Origin of the sequence: Paenibacillus sp. PK1-4R (genome assembly GCF_030369595.1) — a bacterium.
In the GTDB taxonomy this organism is placed as follows: Bacteria; Bacillota; Bacilli; order Paenibacillales; family Paenibacillaceae; genus Paenibacillus.
On record NZ_CP126535.1, the window covers coordinates 2,431,593 to 2,448,659 of the forward strand.

General features: G+C 46.2%; 12 protein-coding genes. 9 read left to right on the forward strand and 3 right to left on the reverse strand.

What is annotated here, in order from left to right; translation table 11 throughout:
* Nucleotides 1-57 precede the first annotated feature (57 nt).
* The 3 genes from QNO02_RS10635 to QNO02_RS10645 form a co-directional block, all read right to left on the reverse strand.
* On the reverse strand, nucleotides 58-744 hold the full coding sequence (locus QNO02_RS10635) for an AlkZ-related protein (protein ID WP_289391971.1): 687 nt from the start codon (nucleotides 742-744) through the stop codon (nucleotides 58-60).
* Nucleotides 745-778: 34 nt separating this feature from the next.
* A complete protein-coding gene (locus QNO02_RS10640) occupies nucleotides 779-1,735 on the reverse strand; it encodes a helix-turn-helix transcriptional regulator (RefSeq protein ID WP_289391972.1) in 957 nt (318 codons plus the stop codon).
* A gap of 438 nt (nucleotides 1,736-2,173) precedes the next feature.
* On the reverse strand, nucleotides 2,174-4,201 hold the full coding sequence (locus tag QNO02_RS10645; RefSeq protein WP_289391973.1) for a beta-galactosidase: 2,028 nt from the start codon (nucleotides 4,199-4,201) through the stop codon (nucleotides 2,174-2,176).
* Between the two features lie 128 nt (nucleotides 4,202-4,329).
* Here QNO02_RS10645 and QNO02_RS10650 point away from each other — a divergent pair, with 128 nt between their 5' ends.
* The 9 genes from QNO02_RS10650 (at nucleotide 4,330) to QNO02_RS10690 (ending at nucleotide 16,991) form a co-directional block, all read left to right on the forward strand.
* Nucleotides 4,330-5,163 (forward strand): AraC family transcriptional regulator, encoded by an 834-nt coding sequence (locus QNO02_RS10650; protein ID WP_091031988.1) that lies wholly within the window; start codon nucleotides 4,330-4,332, stop codon nucleotides 5,161-5,163.
* A 143-nt stretch (nucleotides 5,164-5,306) separates the two neighbouring features.
* Nucleotides 5,307-6,095 carry an alpha/beta hydrolase gene (locus QNO02_RS10655; protein WP_249911107.1) on the forward strand — a complete coding sequence of 263 codons (789 nt, stop codon included), beginning with the start codon at nucleotides 5,307-5,309 and terminating at the stop codon, nucleotides 6,093-6,095.
* Between the two features lie 84 nt (nucleotides 6,096-6,179).
* Complete coding sequence (locus tag QNO02_RS10660; protein WP_047842445.1) at nucleotides 6,180-6,845, forward strand: SGNH/GDSL hydrolase family protein; 666 nt, start codon at nucleotides 6,180-6,182, stop codon at nucleotides 6,843-6,845.
* Nucleotides 6,846-6,857: 12 nt separating this feature from the next.
* The gene (locus QNO02_RS10665; RefSeq protein WP_289391974.1) at nucleotides 6,858-7,739 is read left to right on the forward strand and encodes an SMP-30/gluconolactonase/LRE family protein; all 882 of its coding nucleotides are present in this window, start codon (nucleotides 6,858-6,860) and stop codon (nucleotides 7,737-7,739) included.
* 272 nt (nucleotides 7,740-8,011) lie between these two features.
* Nucleotides 8,012-8,350: a VOC family protein gene (locus QNO02_RS10670; protein ID WP_062323243.1), complete on the forward strand. Its 339-nt coding sequence runs from the start codon at nucleotides 8,012-8,014 to the stop codon at nucleotides 8,348-8,350.
* A gap of 320 nt (nucleotides 8,351-8,670) precedes the next feature.
* A complete protein-coding gene (locus QNO02_RS10675; RefSeq protein WP_502921863.1) occupies nucleotides 8,671-11,751 on the forward strand; it encodes a cellulose binding domain-containing protein in 3,081 nt (1,026 codons plus the stop codon).
* 269 nt (nucleotides 11,752-12,020) lie between these two features.
* A complete protein-coding gene (locus tag QNO02_RS10680) occupies nucleotides 12,021-13,568 on the forward strand; it encodes a response regulator transcription factor (protein ID WP_289391976.1) in 1,548 nt (515 codons plus the stop codon).
* 18 nt (nucleotides 13,569-13,586) lie between these two features.
* Nucleotides 13,587-15,356, forward strand: a complete 1,770-nt coding sequence (locus QNO02_RS10685; RefSeq protein WP_091031974.1) for a cache domain-containing sensor histidine kinase — start codon at nucleotides 13,587-13,589, stop codon at nucleotides 15,354-15,356.
* 351 nt (nucleotides 15,357-15,707) lie between these two features.
* Nucleotides 15,708-16,991, forward strand: coding sequence for an extracellular solute-binding protein (locus QNO02_RS10690; protein WP_240768107.1), 1,284 nt, complete (start codon nucleotides 15,708-15,710; stop codon nucleotides 16,989-16,991).
* Nucleotides 16,992-17,067: the final 76 nt, after the last annotated feature.

Consider the following 17,067-nt stretch of genomic DNA (forward strand, 5'->3'; position numbering starts at 1 on the left):
TGGTGAACCACAGCCAATTCCGGTTGAAATCTGTACTACAACCGGGATTGGCTTTATTTAAATTGCACGGATGCCAAGCGCTTTGGAGATGCTTGATAATGCGGCAGGTGAAGCATGTTGTTGTAGTTGCACAGTCAATAGTTCACGTGCCTCTTCTATGCTGCCTTCAAATGGCTTAATGCCATGACGTTGCATCCAGTGATCTGCGGTTTCATATGCGGAGCTGTTCCATGCAACTTTGCCTTCTGCGAGCCCCTCTTTTTCTTTGGTTCCACTGATCACAATGGCTGCACAGCCCTGAAGGTCCAGAAGTCCACGGTCAAATGTTTTTTTGTCCTCTTTTGCCCCGAAACCGGCTTGTGATCGCAAGGCACGTCCATCGATGCCTTCCTGTTCTGCAACTAACGTATGGAGTTTGAACGCCTCACGGGAGAGTAGACCCGCTTCATACTGTTCCTTGATGGTTCTGGAATCGGCCAGCAGTCGGTGTACCCAAGGGAAGTATTCAGATGAGACAAGAAGCGCTTTCTTTTTGACAAATTTTCCATATGCAGCAATGCCCTCCTCAGCCAGGCGTGAACGCCATAACCAAGGATCGAGTTCATCATCCTTGTGCCAATGTTCTTTGGGGGTTAGCGATGACAGCGAAGGATAATCGGCAAATAGTGGTGCCAGAGGCAGCAGCCCTATAGACTGGATACGCTGTACTGCTTGTTCGTACGTTATAACGGCTTCATATGTCATGATATCAGTAGGCTCCTTTTTGTGTGTAGTCAGGCTACGACTTGGTTGAAGCGAGGTATCTTTGGCTCACTTCCTCGGCATGCTGACGAATCTCACTGCGAAGTTGGAGGGGTTCAATCACTTCAGCTTCACGTCCCAATCGGTAAAAGAATCGGACGGCCCAGTCCCATTCCCCTGGTGGACAAAGGAATGATAATTCCCAGAGATCCGGGGCAATTTCAATCATCTTTTCACCAATATGCTCGTCCTGTTCAGCTTCAATCATTCCCCGATAACTCAGTTGTACCTTAACCAGGGTTGGCGGCTGTTCCGGAGGGATCGGCTTGCTCTGTTGTTGCTGCGCCTGTTCGTTAAGCACCTGTGCATCCTGTGGTTCGATCGCTTTGACTTCGATAATTCGGTCAACCCGGAACAGACGCTGTTCACCATGTTCGATCGAATATGCTTCACAGTACCAGAAGCCGGAGGAAGCATATACCCGTGAGGGACAGATATGCAACCACCGCTGACGTGTTGCGGAACGATATAGCACACTAAGCCACCCGTGTTCGGGTATGCATGCCAGCAGTGCGTCCAGATGAGGAAGAATGTAATTGCGGTCTGGAATATGATGATGCAGCTGTTTGAGCATGGGATCAATTCGCGACATAATATCATCCGGAATGATGGCTTTAACTTTGTTCATCAGGGTCCAGCGTTTCTCATGAAAGGGTGTGTCGGCGTAGCGACTTAGACCTTCAAGAGCGAATATGAGCGTCGCTGCTTCTACCGGGTCCAGCTGTAATGGGGGTAAGACGTAACCCTCCATAAGTCTGAAACCGCCTCCCGGACCGGAAATGGCAATAATGGGCACATTCATCTCGGAGAGGGACTGAATATCCCGAAGAATCGTGCGACGGGAAACTTCAAATTTCTCGCCTAATGAGTGTGCCGTTTCGTGACCATGCTGTAATGCCATTACGATGGCAGCAAGCCGATTTGTTCTGTTCATGTCAGCCACTCCGTTTCGATCTGCGCCGCCGGAAAGTGATGTCGTAGTTATATTCCTATTGTAACAACGAATAAGTGACATCATGAGTGTCACCAATATTTCAACTGTTCATTATTTTATAATGGATCAACATCAGGATTCACAAGCATGTTCCGGCAGGCTTTGTTAAAATGTGTTTCTCGTCCAATTCGCTTTGCATACTGATATTTCCTTCTATCAAAAAGACCACAGATCATGCCAAAAACCCGTATCCGGTGTAGACGGATACGGGAAGTAGCAGCTTTTGGCTTACAGAAGACGATAAAGGTCTGAAATCTATACCAATATCCTTGCTGAAGACAATAACAAGTATAAAAGGAATGAATATGTGACACTTTGTATCACGGGTATTTCTATCACATTTTTTCATTCCGAATAATTCCAATTAAGCGAAATCGCTTATTTCATTTCGAGCAATTGCACTCCACGGGCTTCAATCTCAACACTTCTCGAAAGCTCACGATTGGTGAGCAGATCATGTGCCTTAGCTGTTCCCAGATCATAGGATTGCGTGGTTGCGTTATGGTTCATGACAAACAGGTAGGGCTTGCCGTCTTTGGTTCGTGCGCTTACTTCAACACCTTCTGGTGTCTCAAGCAAGGACTCTACGTTCTTGGCTGCTGCAAGCTGTCCCAGCAAACCATCCAGGAAGCGCTCATCCGGGTCGGATGCAACGTACCATGCTTCACCTTGACCAAAGGTATTACGTGTCACAACAGGCATGCCTTTATAAAAGTCGTCTCCATACTCCGCGATGACCTCAGCTCCCTCACTGTGCAGCAGGTCACATAGCATACCGCAGCCATACTCTCCTTGAAGATCACCGTAGGTTTCTTTGAGGACAATGCGGTTCTTTTGCTCAGGCAGCAGGGCATCAATCTCTTCCACCCAGATTCCGAGCAGTTTACGAAGTTCTCCCGGATATCCACCTGTGGTCACGAGATCGTTCTCGTTGACAATGCCACTGAAGAAGGTTGTCAGGAATGTTCCACCTGCTTCAACAAACTTCTCCAGTTTGACGGCAAATCCTGGTTTAACCATGTAAAGGACAGGGGCAAGGACAATGTCGTATTTGCTCATATCCGTATCCACACTGATGATATCTACCTGTATGTTGCGGCGGAAGAAGGCTGCGTAGTATTTATGGATCTGATCCACATAGTTCAGGGCAACCGTAGGTCCGCTTGATTTTTCGATGGCCCACCAGTTATCCCAGTCGAACACAATCGCTACTTTGGATTCAACAGATGCATCCAGCGTGGTATCTCCAAGGATCTGCAATTCCTTACCCAGCTCAGCGACTTCGCGGAATACACGTGTATTCTCATGCCCAGCATGCTCAATAACTGCACCATGATACTTCTCACAAGCACCGATGGAGCGGCGAAGCTGGAAGAACATAATGGTATCGGCCCCGTGCGCAACAGATTGATAACTCCACAGACGCATGACACCTGGACGTTTCAGGGAGTTATATGGCTGCCAGTTCTGCTGACTTGGTGTTTGCTCCATCAGCATAAACGGTTGACCATCTTTCAGTCCGCGCATAAGGTCATGAGCCATTGCCGTGAAGCTGACGGGTGTTGCGAGACCGGGATAGCTGTCCCAGGAGACAATATCCATATATTTTGCCCATTTGAAATAGTCCAATTGTTTAAAGAATCCCATCAGATTGGTAGTCACAACGGAGTCCGGAATATGTTTTTTGATCGCATTGTATTCCAACAGATAACAATCCAGCATGCTGTCGGAGTTGAAGCGAGAATAGTCCAGCGAGATTCCCTGGAACGTTGAATTATTGTTACCCCAATGTTCGCTCAGGTTGCTTGGTAATACAATCTCGTCCCAATCGTAGAAGGTATGCCCCCAGAAATTCGTGTTCCATGCTTTGTTGACCTGTTCCAGAGTCTGATAGCGTTCTTTCAGATACACGCGGAACGCTTTCTCACAGTTGTCACAGTAGCACTCACCGCCATATTCGTTGGAGATGTGCCATACGAGAACCGCAGGGTGATCCTTGTATCGTTCGGCCAGTTTATCTGCAATCTTCTCAGCGTATTTGCGATAGGTCGGGCTGTTGGGACAGGAATTATGGCGCCCACCGAATTTGCGTTTGCGTCCATCGGCATCTACACGAAGCACGTCTGGATATTTCTTTGCCATCCAAGCCGGATGGGCAGCAGTGCTTGTTGCAAGGCATATATAGACACCATTTTCATATAAACGATTAATGAGTTGGTCGAGTTCTTCAAAACGGTAAGTAACTTCATCAGGCTGAATCAGTGCCCATGAAAATACGTTGATTGTGGCAATATCAATGCCTGCCAATTGGAACATGCGCAGGTCTTCAAGGTGGGTTTCGTGATCCCACTGTTCCGGGTTATAATCGCCCCCGTAGAACATTTTGGGCAGTTTGCTGCTAATCAATGTGTTCACCTCTTGTATAAGAATAATCCTATACTATATGATACATATGACTTTTAAAATATAATAAAAGTAATGACTCATATAAGAATACGGAAGTGTATTTCAGCTTATACCCAAGGAGGCATCCCATGTTTATCTCCCCCCGACATCAACGATATTTCATGACATCACGTGATCAGCCGCTACCCCTTTATATTGAGAGCCTGGGTTATAACGGCAATCAGGAGAAGGTGTCCAGACCTGTGGGGTATCCCTGTTACCACTGGCTTCAGACCGTGAAGGGAGCCGGAGAATTCAAGTTTGCCGGGTCCACGGTCATACTGGGGGAAGCATCAGGTATTTTGCTGCCGCCGAATGAACCGCATGAATATGTGCGCGCCCAAGGAGAGTGGGAGACTCTTTACATTACATTTGGCGGTTCCCAGTGTCCGGCAATCTTGGAGTCGCTTAGTCTGGGTGAAGCGGCGTTCCATCAGTGGGAGCAGAGCAGTCCGTTCAACGATTACGGCCAGGAAGTGCTGGATTCAATCAGAAGTGATCAGGATTTATCGGGACTCGAAGCGTCAGCGGATATATACCGATTTCTGATTTTGCTCAAAAAACATGGCATGACGGGCAATCGTTCTTCCATCTCACATGCCGTGGAGAGACTCGCTCCGCTCATTGCATTCATGGAACAGCATTATGCGAATCCCGAGATTGGGCTCGAACATATGGCTGACCTCACAGGGATCTCATCCAGACATCTGAATACCTTGTTCAAGCAGTCCTTTGGCATGACAGCCTACAGTTATTTTATTTTGCTGCGCATTCGCAAAGCCAAGGAAATCATGACCGCAGAACATAGACCCACGATTAGGGAAACTGCAGTTAGGGTAGGGTTTCGAGATGCAAGCCATTTTGTTGCAACCTTTCGCAGGATTGAGGGGGTGACTCCTGAACAGTTCCGTAATTTGTACTAACATGTACCCAAATGATCAAAAAGTGATGCCAGGAAGGTATTGATGCGTTAGGGTCATTACCGTTATGATGGTATCGATTCCTGAGATTCGAAAACGTTTAAACGGACCCATGGTTCCGTTCTACTTGGAGAGGATGATTGAAGATGACAACAACTATACCTTTATGGGATCATGCTGCACCTTATGCAGCCCAGGGCCATGAAGACGAAATGCCACATTTGATTCCATTTATTCACCCCGGTTCAGAGAGCGCTGTCATTGTGTGTCCAGGTGGCGGTTATGGATTTTTGGCTGATCATGAAGGTGCTCCAATAGCTGAATTGTTGAACCGTGCAGGTATAAGTGCATTTGTCCTGAAATATCGGGTGGCGCCTCACCAGCATCCTGCACCTTTAACAGATGGTCAGCGTGCCATACGTTATGTTCGTGCTCATGCTGAGCAGTATGGCATCAACCCTGCCAAGATTGCAGTACTTGGTTTCTCCGCAGGCGGACATCTCACAGCAACACTGGGAACGCTGTATGACGAGGGACAACCCGATCATGAGGACCTCATTGAACGCCAGAGTTCACGCCCGGACCGAGTTATTCTCTGTTATCCGGTAATTACGATGGAGTCCTATGGACATGCTGGTTCCCGTGAGAATTTGCTTGGGTCTGACGCGTCTGCCGAGCAGATCAAGGCTTTCAGTGCGGAGCAGCAGGTGAGAGCGGATGCTCCTGAAGCGTTCATCTGGCACACCAGCGCTGACCAGGCAGTGCCTGTAGAGAATAGCTTGCGTTACGCACTTGCATTGGGCGAGCATGGCATTCCCTATGATTTGCACGTTTTTGAGAAAGGTTCACATGGTCTTGGATTGGCTGAGGACAACCATGCGATTCGGGTATGGTCGGATCTGTGTCTCACATGGCTCAAGAATCAAGGCTGGTAATTTTTCTGGCCGGTATCAAGTGAACGGTCCTGACTAATCGAGTAATCCGTATATTAGCGCTTTGAAGCGAAGGAGAAAATAACGATGAAATTGCAAAAAAACGACAAGCTTTTGTTTATCGGGGATTCGATTACGGATTGTGGTCGGGAACATCCTGTAGGTGAAGGCAGTTCAGGTCTGGGCCATGGTTACGTAGCGCAAGTCTATGCCCTCTTGCGGTCCATATATCCGGAGTTGATGTTGCGTGTCCAGAATGTGGGTAATGGTGGAAATACGATTCGTGATCTGAAACAGCGCTGGGATCGTGATGTGCTTGACCTTAAACCGGACTGGCTGACGATCATGATTGGCATTAATGATGTATGGCGTCAGTTCGACAACCCATTGTCAACAGACTCACATGTGTTTCTTGAAGAATACGAATCCACATTGCGTGAACTGGTGGCTTCGGTTCGTCCCAACCTGAAAGGTCTGGTACTAATGACGCCTTATTATCTTGAGGCCAATCCGGAAGACCCGATGCGGGCAACGATGGATATCTACGGAGAAGCGGTACGCAGGGTAGCCAGTGAGTATGATGCGGTGTATGTGGATACACAGGCTGCATTTGCTCCATTTTGGGATCATTTCTATACGTCTGTGTTGACTTATGACCGGGTACATCCGGATGCAACGGGCCATATGGTACTGTCCAAAGCATTCTTGGATGCCATCGGATTCGAATGGTCAGGCGGCGTCAAATCTGAATAAGGACGTGATGGCATGAGCGACGTAACTGTAGCAGTACAAACCCCGGCATTACTGGGGGAAGGTCCAAGCTGGGATGCGGAGAACAATCGATTATTGTGGGTAGATATTGAAAGTTTTAAGGTGCATGTGTATGATCCGGCTACAGGGCAGGATCAGGCTTATGATGTCGGTGAACATGTCGGGGCTGTTGTTCCCTATCGTGGTGACGAAGTTTTGGTTGCTTTACGCAGTGGATTCCATACGTATCACTTGCATACGGGTGAGCTGCATGCCATTGAGGACCCCGAACAAGATAAGGATACCAATCGTTTTAATGATGGAAAATGTGATGCGAAGGGCCGCTTCTGGGCAGGCACGATGAGCATGAATAATGAAAGCAAAGCCGGATCGTTGTATTGTTTGGAGCAAGGGCAACCCGTTCGCACAATGGTACAAGGTGTGTCTACATCCAACGGCCTGGGCTGGAGTCCAGATCGGCAAAACATGTATTACATTGATACCCCGACACGTTCTATTGACCGGTTTGATTTTGATCTGACGGCAGGTACGATACAGAATCGGACAAGTATCATTCACATACCGGAGGAATTCGGTTTTCCGGATGGGATGACGGTTGATGGTGAGGGCATGCTGTGGGTTGCGCACTGGGGCGGAGGAAGAGTCACTCGCTGGAATCCTGATACATCAGAACTGTTGCAACAGATCGAGGTGCCGGCAGATCAGGTAACATCCTGCTGTTTTGGGGGACCGGATCTCGAAGAGTTATACATTACAACAGCACGTATAGGGATTAAGGAAGAACGTCTGAAAGAGACACCGGATGCGGGCTCACTTTTTGTCATCAGACCGGGGGTTAAAGGGCAGGAGACTCACGCTTATGGTAGCCAGAAATAAACAGGTGCCAGTCATGCAGTGAACCTTAGTGAACCTCTGCCTGGTTTGCCAGGTAAAGAAACGATTTCATTTTTTACTCTTATATAAAATGTCAAAAGGTGCTGTTCTAACAGCATCTTTTTTTGTTGATTTAGATTATCGTCTGTATAGAACAAAAATAAAACGACTTTTCATTAAAGTAACGGACCGAATACTTCCATTTTGTGGTATTATTTGGATTGAAGATAAAGCTCTACGGAGGACGTATTAAATATGTAGGAAAGGGTGTAATTATGAAATTAAATCATCTGAACCTAACAGTTACTGATGTTCCAGCTGCTCGCGAGTTTTTAGAGACTTATTTTGGTATGAAATGTGAAGGTACGAGAGGAAACGCATTTGCAGTTATGTTTGATGATGAAGGCTTTATTCTCACTCTAATGAAGGGTAAAAACGTACTCTATCCAGTGACTTTTCATATCGGATTTCCCCAACCGACCGAACAAGAGGTTGACAGAATATATAGTCTTTTGAAAGACAATGGCTTTGAAGTAGACGCACCTAAACATGCACACGGTTATACTTTTTATGTTGAAGCCCCTGGTGGATTTACTGTTGAAGTCTTGTGTTAATCTATATCCCATTGAAGTCGCTATTTTAGCGGCTTTTTTTGTTGTATAAACAAGTTTAAACACTGAAAATATTTTACAAAAATCGGAATTTCGACAGAGGGGTTTGGAGATTGCCAGCGAATGTTATTTATTGAAAGTATTATCCAGATAACCACGAATCAAGAACAATTATGTAAGCGCTTAACAATGTGACTGAAAGGGGGTGAGGCTTCTTGTATCAAGGGATGCATTGATTCGTCTGGCACGCCATCATCAGCACGATGAGACAGCGGGGATAGACCGAAATGCAGTAACGAAGTAGAAGAGGAGGATAAGTTGATATGAGAACGTTTATGGGTAAATTGCGAATGATGAGCCTGACGGTTGCCGTAGTAACCGCTTCGCTGGGAGGACTTGCTGGAACGACACTGGCGGCACCAAGTGAAGCCTATGAGTGGAAAAATGTGGTGACGGGTGCAGGAGGCGGGTTTGTACCGGGCATTATTTTCAACGAGTCGGAAAAGGATCTGATCTATGCCCGTACGGATATCGGGGGAGCCTATCGCTGGAATGCGGCTGACGAGAGGTGGATACCCTTAACAGATTTTGTTGGCTGGGATGACTGGAACAAGAATGGTGTGGATGCACTGGCTACGGACCCGGTTGATCCCGATCGGGTGTATATGGCAGTTGGGACGTATACGAATTCGTGGGACCAAAATAATGGCTCCATCTTGCGCTCTACGGACCGGGGAGATACATGGCAAACCACAACACTTCCATTCAAAGTGGGTGGCAACATGCCGGGACGTTCAATGGGAGAACGCCTGACCGTGGACCCAAATGATAACAGTATCCTGTATTTCGGTGCACGAAGTGGTCATGGGTTATGGAAAAGTACCGATTACGGTGTGACCTGGACCGAAGTCACAAGCTTCCCGAATCCGGGAAATTATGTGCAAGATCCTTCGAATGAATATACCAGTGACATCGTAGGTCTGGCATGGATTACGTTTGACAAAACAACAGGTTCGGCAGGGCAAGCAACCCAGACAATCTATGTGGGTGTTGCGGATAAAGCTCAAAGCGTGTATCGCAGCACAAATGGCGGCCTGACCTGGTCAGCAGTTGCTGGTCAACCTACAGGTTATATTCCGCATCATGGTGTGTTTGATTCAGACGGAAGCCTCTATATTACGTACAGCGATGGTGTTGGACCGTATGATGGGGAAAAAGGTGACGTGTGGAAACTGAATACATCGACAGGTGTCTGGAGCAACATCAGCCCTGTTCCAAGCAGCAGCACGGATAATTATTTTGGATATGGCGGATTGGCTGTTGATGCACAGAATCCCGGTACATTGATGGTCGCTACATTGAATTCCTGGTGGCCGGATGCCACCTTGTTCCGCAGTACAGATGGCGGAGCAACGTGGACACGCATATGGGAATTTGAAGGATATCCGAACCGGAAGTTGCGTTATACACAGGATATTTCGGCAGCGCCATGGCTCACATTTGGCACCAATCCTGCCCCACCCGAAACAACCCCAAAATTGGGCTGGATGATCGGTGATCTGGAGATTGATCCGTTTGATTCGGATCGCATGATGTATGGAACAGGTGCTACGATCTATGGAACGAAGAACCTGACAGACTGGGATGATGACGAAAAAATCAATATTTCAGTGATGGCGAAAGGGGTTGAGGAGATTGCCGTACTGGATCTGATCAGCCCGCCAAGTGGTGCACATTTGATAAGCGGAGTGGGGGATGTCTCCGGATTCCGTCATAACAATCTGGACCAGGCGCCAGCTACCATATTTACGAGCCCGAACTATTCTTCCACAGAAAGTCTGGATTTTGCAGAGTTAAGTCCAAATACGATGGTTCGCGTAGGTAAAGCAGATTATGCTGCTGATCCAAATGCAAAATCCATTGGTTTGTCCAGTGACGGAGGTACTACGTGGTATAAGGCCAATGCAGAACCTGCCGGCACAACCGGAGGAGGGACCGTAGCCATCTCTGCGAATGGTAACCGACTCGTATGGAGCACATCAGATAAAGGTGTACATTATTCGACTGGCGGCAATTCATGGACGGCAAGCACGGGGATACCTGCACAGGCAAAAGTGATTTCGGATCGTGTCAATCCAAACAAATTTTATGGATTTGCAGCCGGTAAAATCTATGTGAGTGTGAATGGTGGTGCTACTTTCACGGCCTCACCTGCGACCGGACTTCCGATGGAAGGAAATGCCGATCTGGATGCCGTTCCAGGCGTTGAAGGCGAACTCTGGTTTGCTGGTGGTAGTGAGGAAGAAGGTCCTTACGGATTATGGCATTCCACGGATTCAGGAGCGACATTCACGAAGCTTGCCAATGTAGAGGAAGCAGACAGTATCGGATTTGGTAAAGCGGCCCCTGGGCAAAACGTTGTTGCGTTATACACGGTTGCACAGATCGATGGAACACGTGGATTCTTCCGTTCCGATGACGGTGGGGCTAATTGGGTTCGTATCAATGATGATCAGCATCAGTATGCTCGTGTAACCACTATTACGGGTGATCCGCGTTTGTATGGAAGAGTATATCTCGGAACAAATGGCCGCGGAATTTTATATGCTGACCGTGTTGGAGGTAACAATGGCGGTGGAGACGGCGGGGGTACACCAGTGACCAACTCTGTGATTACACCGGTTACAGCCGAATTTGATCGCAAAGCAGGCAATCAGGTTAATATTCCAGTCACGTTAACGCTGAACGGCAATACACTTGTCTCCATTCGCAACGGGAATGCAACGCTGGTTTCAGGTACAGATTACACGTTGACAGGCAATGAGGTCGTATTAAGTAAAAACTACCTGGCTTCACTGCCAAATGGCGCAGCGGCGCTAACCTTTCAATTCAGCGCAGGCGCTCATGCGACCTTGAATCTGCTTATTAAAGACACGACAGCTGCACCTGTTGGAACCATACGCATTGAGATGTTTAACAGCAACACTTCAGCAACGGGCAGCTCGATTAGTCCCAAATTCAAACTGACAAATACGGGTACTACAGCTTTGAATCTGTCTGATGTGAAAATCAGATACTATTATACGATAAACGGTGAACAGCCTCAGAACTTCTTCGCTGACTGGGCGACTGCTGGCAGTTCGAATGTAACAGGCACGTTCAGTGCACTCAATCCAGTTCGGACAGGTGCTGACCACGTGCTTGAGATTGGATTCACAGCTTCCGCTGGAACTCTGAATGCAGGACAAAGCACGGAAATCCATACGCGCATCTCCAAGAACAATTGGACCAACTATACGCAAACAGATGATTATTCTTTTGCAGGTAGTCAGACTTCCTATACGGACTGGTCCAAAGTCACCGGTTATATCGCGGGAAGTCTCCAATGGGGAATTGAACCATAAGTGAGTGATTTAACGAAATAGGATTGAAATAGGGGTCCTGATTCGCCAAATGATCAAATGGCGAGTCGGGGCTTCTTATTTTGTCGAAATATAGTGTAAACTATAGATAGTTACCATTGCTTAAAGGATCATTTTAAGATATAAAAAGATGTACAATCAATTTAAAATTAATGTAACCGCTAACACTGGAAAGTGTTTATAACCGATATATAATAGTTGGTATAGCCTGTACAGATATAGAGGAAAGATTAGACAAGGGGGTCGCGATCATGAACCGGTTGTGCAAGGTGCTGATTGTTGACGATGAGTTTCTGGTAAGACAGGGCATAAAGCACCATATGAACTGGGAAGCGGAAGGATTTATCATTGTGGGTGAAGCTTCCAACGGTGAAGAAGGATTACAGCAGGTGAACCTGTTAAAACCGGATATTGTGATCACCGATATTGTCATGCCTGTCATGGATGGCGAAACGTTTGTCCGTACACTAAAAGCCAGTAATCCGCAGATTGAAGTTATTGTACTTAGCAGCTTCAGTGAATTCGAGTATGTACGTTCAACGCTTCAGCACGGGGCAGCCGATTATATACTGAAACCCAAGCTGGATACAAATGAATTATTGCAAGTCCTTCAACGCACAGCGGGTAAAATTCCGGAGCTACAGTTCGAGCCGTCGCACGATGGCTGGAGACTTGGGCAACTGATGGAGAAGATGCTGTCCGGATTTACACTGGATGAAGATAGCGAAATGCCGATGATTCGAGATACCTTTCCGTATGAATCCTTTCGCTTGCTTGTGTATAAACCCGTGGGTGCTGTGGGAAATCCACTGAAGATGGATCAGGAACAGATTGAATCCAAGCTCAGGAGCGATCTGCCTGAAGTAGAATGTGCAATGGTTCCCGCAGAGGGTACATTACCTGTAATGCTTCTTAATGTCGATCCTGCGAGAGATGAATGGATGCTTGAACGGATCAGACAGTTGGCCAGTGAAAATGCAGCAGGAGAAGGCAGTCCTGGTTGGGTGCTTAGTGAAAGCTTTACTTCATTTGAACAGATGGGTGTTGTTTACCGGGAACATCTGATTAAGCTGATTGAATATCGCTTCTATTATAAGGATCGACCAATCCTGGTGTATGGTGAACTGCCTCCAATGCATCCCGCAGGTTACCAGTTTAATGTGAATATGTTTTTGCAGCATGTGAAGCGTAACCGGGTCGAAGCGGCAAGGGAGTATTTACAGGATCATGCAAAAACACTTGGACGGGATTATATTGCCGATGTGTTTGAGATCAAATCATTTCTCGGTAACTTGATCTTCAACGTGACCATTACCCTCGCGGATATGGATGTCCAGTCCGCCGGGCTGGAAGAGAGCAAATATACGTATTTTAAAAATGTGGACGGGGCTTCAAGTCTGGACGAAGTCATGACTGTGCTTGACCAATTCATGACCGAAGTTCAGGAGTGCACCGCTGGTGCGGGTGGAAAACGAAGTGATCCCAACATGAAGATGCTGCTGGATTACATGCATGAGCACTTTGATCAGCCGCTAGGGCTTGCTGAAGTAGCCAAGCATTTTCATTTTAATCCATCGTATTTATCCAGTTATTTCTCATCTCACAAAAAAGAAGGATTTAATGAATACTTAAATAAAATTCGGATAGAAAAAGCCGAGGAACTGCTCCGATCCGATGATGTAACGATCTCTGAGATTAGCAGTATGGTAGGCTATTCCGATCATAGTTACTTTTGCAAAGTGTTCAAAAAATTCACTGGATTATCACCAAGCCGATACCGGCGCAAATTCTGGGCATAAAGTCAGAAGGATAAAATCATGAAGAAATGGATGAACCAATTATCTCGTCTCGGATTGTTTCCCAAGTTGTTTTTGGTTATGGTGGTCAGTATTGTCCTCGTTTCTGTACTCATCTTATGGACGACCATTCACATGTCAACCAATCTGTTTACTGAGACGTTCAGTATCACAAACTCCAAGGTGCTTAATCAGATCAAGACAAATTTTGAATCCTTTAATGAGGCCATTGCTGCCGTATCGAATAATGTGACGCAGAGTGGATCGATCCGAGGATTCCTGTCCGAAGGAGATGCCGATTCCCTCACGATGGCCAAATCCTTCTATAATATGAGGGAAACGATGGATCGAATTCAATCCATAACCGAATCCTACGAAGTAGGGATAACAATTATCGGGATTAATGGACGGAGCTATTCCACGAATCGTGCTCACCTTCAGTTGTCCGTGGATGAATTGAAGCAGGAGCCAATTACGATGGAAGCAGCTGAGACGCCCAGTCGTCTTATCTTTGATGATTACCAAAACGAGGCAACGATCGGGAGTCAGCAGATGATCTCTGCGACGAAAGCGTTGACGGACCGAACACGCAGCCGAATATACGGTACGCTCTATGTCACGATGAGAGAAGACATATTCCGGCAATTTTACAGCAGCTTTACAAGTCGTGGCAATGATGTGGTCATTATGAATGAAAAAGGTGAGATTGTATCATCGAATCGTGAAGACTGGATCGGAACAACTCAGCTGGATTTGCTATCGTATGCCCGGGATATGAACAACAACTCTCCGAGAAGTATTAATGCTCGTGTGATGGATCAGGATAGCGTTGTGCTATCCGAGTATTTACCGTTCTATCGGTTTTATATTGTCAATGTAGTGGATAAGGACCTGGCGATGGGTCAACTTATCGACATGAAGACGGTTGCCCTGATCTGTGCAGCTATCGTTGTGGGGGCACTCATCCTTGTGTTTCTCATCACCAGCCAGATTACCAAGTCACTGCGCAGACTTGTGAAGCAGATGTCCAACATTACAAAAAGTGATCTGGACAACTACATTCCGGTGAGTGGAAGCTACGAGAGCAGGCAGCTTGGTCATGCTTACAATTACATGCTTGATGAACTGCATGATTATGTGGATCAATTAGTACAGACACAGCATGAACAACGCAACGCAGAGCTTGCGGCATTACAGAGTCAGATTAATCCTCACTTCTTGTACAATACACTTGCATCTGTCAAAGTTCTGGTGCAACAAGGCAACAAAGACAGGGCTGCGGAGACCATTAACGCATTAATTGGATTGCTGCAAAATACGATCAGTGATGTGAGTCAGACGGTTACAGTGGAGCAAGAAGTCGAGAACTTGAAAAATTATGTCTTCATTAATCACGTCAGATATGGTGGCCGGATTAAAGCAGCTTTCTACGTTGCTCCGGATTGTACACACTATCATGTACCCAAACTGGTGATCCAGCCGTTTATCGAGAATGCATTTTTCCATGGATTTATCAAGAAAGAAACGGGTACGATTCATGTCATGGTTTCCAGAGCGGGAGAATCACTCATCTGTGAGATTATGGACAATGGTGATGGAATTGAAGGGCTTGTCATGGGAGAAACATTGCCCAATCCAAAGAACAATCGTCAACTATTCAGTGGTATCGGTATTCGCAACGTACATGACCGTATTGAGTTATTATATGGTTCACCTTACGGTGTCACGATTATGAGCAATGTCGGTGAAGGGACGAGAGTAACGGTTACATTGCCTTTAATCACGAGTTGAATTGAAACCCGATTCGATTGAATACACTAAAATCGAGATCCCTCGCTTCTGTTTTCTACAGAGGCGGGGGATTTTCACGTGTCAGAGGTAAAGCGGGTGAAATCATTTTTGTACTATTTCAAGATCAAGAAATTACAAAATCAAAAGAAATTACAAAAAACCAAATTTAATGCAAACGGTTTCTGTAAAGGTTTTCATTGTGGCAATAAGATGACAAATCCGTACAAAATTATTACTAACGAATGGAGATATGGGAATGATAAGATGAATACATCGAAAGCAACCGCTTTCAGAAAACGTAAACAAATTACACACAAAGAGGTCGAAGGGGAGTTGAATGTTTTGAAAAAAATGTGGGTATTGATGCTCGTTACAGTACTGCTGTTGTCCGCATGTTCATCCGGTGGCGGAGGTAATTCCGCTAGTGGTGGTGACGAAAAAACAAACGAAATTACGGTCTGGGCTTGGGACAAAGCTTTTAACGTAGCTGCAATGGAAACAGCAAAAGAAGCATATCAAAAAGCAAATCCTGATGTGAAAATTAACATCATTGAATACGCTCAAGCTGATATCATTCAGAAACTGAACACAGGTCTTAACTCCGGAACTGCCAGCGGTCTTCCAAACGTAGTTCTGATTGAAGACTATCGTTCACAAAGCTTCCTGAATGCATATCCTGATGCGTTCAAAGATCTGTCTTCCAGTATCACGGCTTCCGATTTTGCAGATTACAAACTCGGACCAACAGCGTTTGATGGCAAACAATACGGAGTACCATTTGACTCCGGCGTTGCTGGTTTGTACTACAGAACAGACCTGCTGGAGCAAGCTGGCTACAAAGCAGCTGACCTGCAAGACATCACTTGGGATGACTACATCCAAATTGGTAAAGACGTAAAAGCTAAAACAGGTAAAGAGCTTCTTTCTCTTGACCCGAATGACCTTGGTTTGATTCGTATGATGATCCAAACTGCAGGTAAATGGTATTCCGCAGAAGATGGTAAAACACCTGACATTGCTAATAATGCTGCTCTGAAAGAAGCGTTTATTACTTACAAAGCAATGATGGATGCCAACATTGTTAAATTGCACTCTGACTGGAGTCAATTCGTTGCCAACGCCAATAACGGTAGCGTAGCAACAATTCCTACAGGTAACTGGTTCTCACCATCTGTACGTCAAGAAGCTTCCCAATCCGGTAAATGGGCTGTAGCTCCAATGCCGAAAATGGCTGGTCAACCAAACTCTGTTCACGCATCCAACTTGGGTGGTAGCTCTTGGTATGTTATGAACAACGTTCCTGGTGCAGATCAAGCAGCTGATTTTGTAGCAAAAACATTTGGTTCTGACAAACAATTGTATCAAGATCTGTTGAACAACATCGGCGCAATTGGTACGTACAAACCAGCAGTTGATGGTGACGCGTATGCCAAAGCAGACGAGTACTTCGGCGGACAAAAAATCTTCACAGACTTTGCGAATTGGACGAAAGAAATTCCAAGCGTAAACTATGGTATCAACACATATGCCATTGAAGATATTCTGGTAGTAGAAATGCAAGCATTCCTGAACGGTAAATCAATCGATGACGTTCTGGCTGATGCACAAAAACAAGCTGAAGCACAATTAAACTAAGATACCCAAGGTAACTTATAGAACCCTAGGAAACATCGGAGCCGTCTCCCATGTCCGGCGCAAGTCGAACCGGATA

Excerpts from the sequence above, each read along its gene's own strand:
- QNO02_RS10635 (WP_289391971.1), bottom strand. The coding sequence starts at position 744 with ATGACATATGAAGCCGTTATAACGTACGAACAAGCAGTACAGCGTATC.
- QNO02_RS10640 (WP_289391972.1), bottom strand. The coding sequence starts at position 1,735 with ATGAACAGAACAAATCGGCTTGCTGCCATCGTAATGGCATTACAGCAT.
- QNO02_RS10650 (WP_091031988.1), top strand. The coding sequence starts at position 4,330 with ATGTTTATCTCCCCCCGACATCAACGATATTTCATGACATCACGTGAT.
- QNO02_RS10655 (WP_249911107.1), top strand. The coding sequence starts at position 5,307 with ATGACAACAACTATACCTTTATGGGATCATGCTGCACCTTATGCAGCC.
- QNO02_RS10660 (WP_047842445.1), top strand. The coding sequence starts at position 6,180 with ATGAAATTGCAAAAAAACGACAAGCTTTTGTTTATCGGGGATTCGATT.
- QNO02_RS10665 (WP_289391974.1), top strand. The coding sequence starts at position 6,858 with ATGAGCGACGTAACTGTAGCAGTACAAACCCCGGCATTACTGGGGGAA.
- QNO02_RS10670 (WP_062323243.1), top strand. The coding sequence starts at position 8,012 with ATGAAATTAAATCATCTGAACCTAACAGTTACTGATGTTCCAGCTGCT.
- QNO02_RS10675 (WP_502921863.1), top strand. The coding sequence starts at position 8,671 with ATGAGAACGTTTATGGGTAAATTGCGAATGATGAGCCTGACGGTTGCC.
- QNO02_RS10680 (WP_289391976.1), top strand. The coding sequence starts at position 12,021 with ATGAACCGGTTGTGCAAGGTGCTGATTGTTGACGATGAGTTTCTGGTA.
- QNO02_RS10685 (WP_091031974.1), top strand. The coding sequence starts at position 13,587 with ATGAAGAAATGGATGAACCAATTATCTCGTCTCGGATTGTTTCCCAAG.
- QNO02_RS10690 (WP_240768107.1), top strand. The coding sequence starts at position 15,708 with ATGTGGGTATTGATGCTCGTTACAGTACTGCTGTTGTCCGCATGTTCA.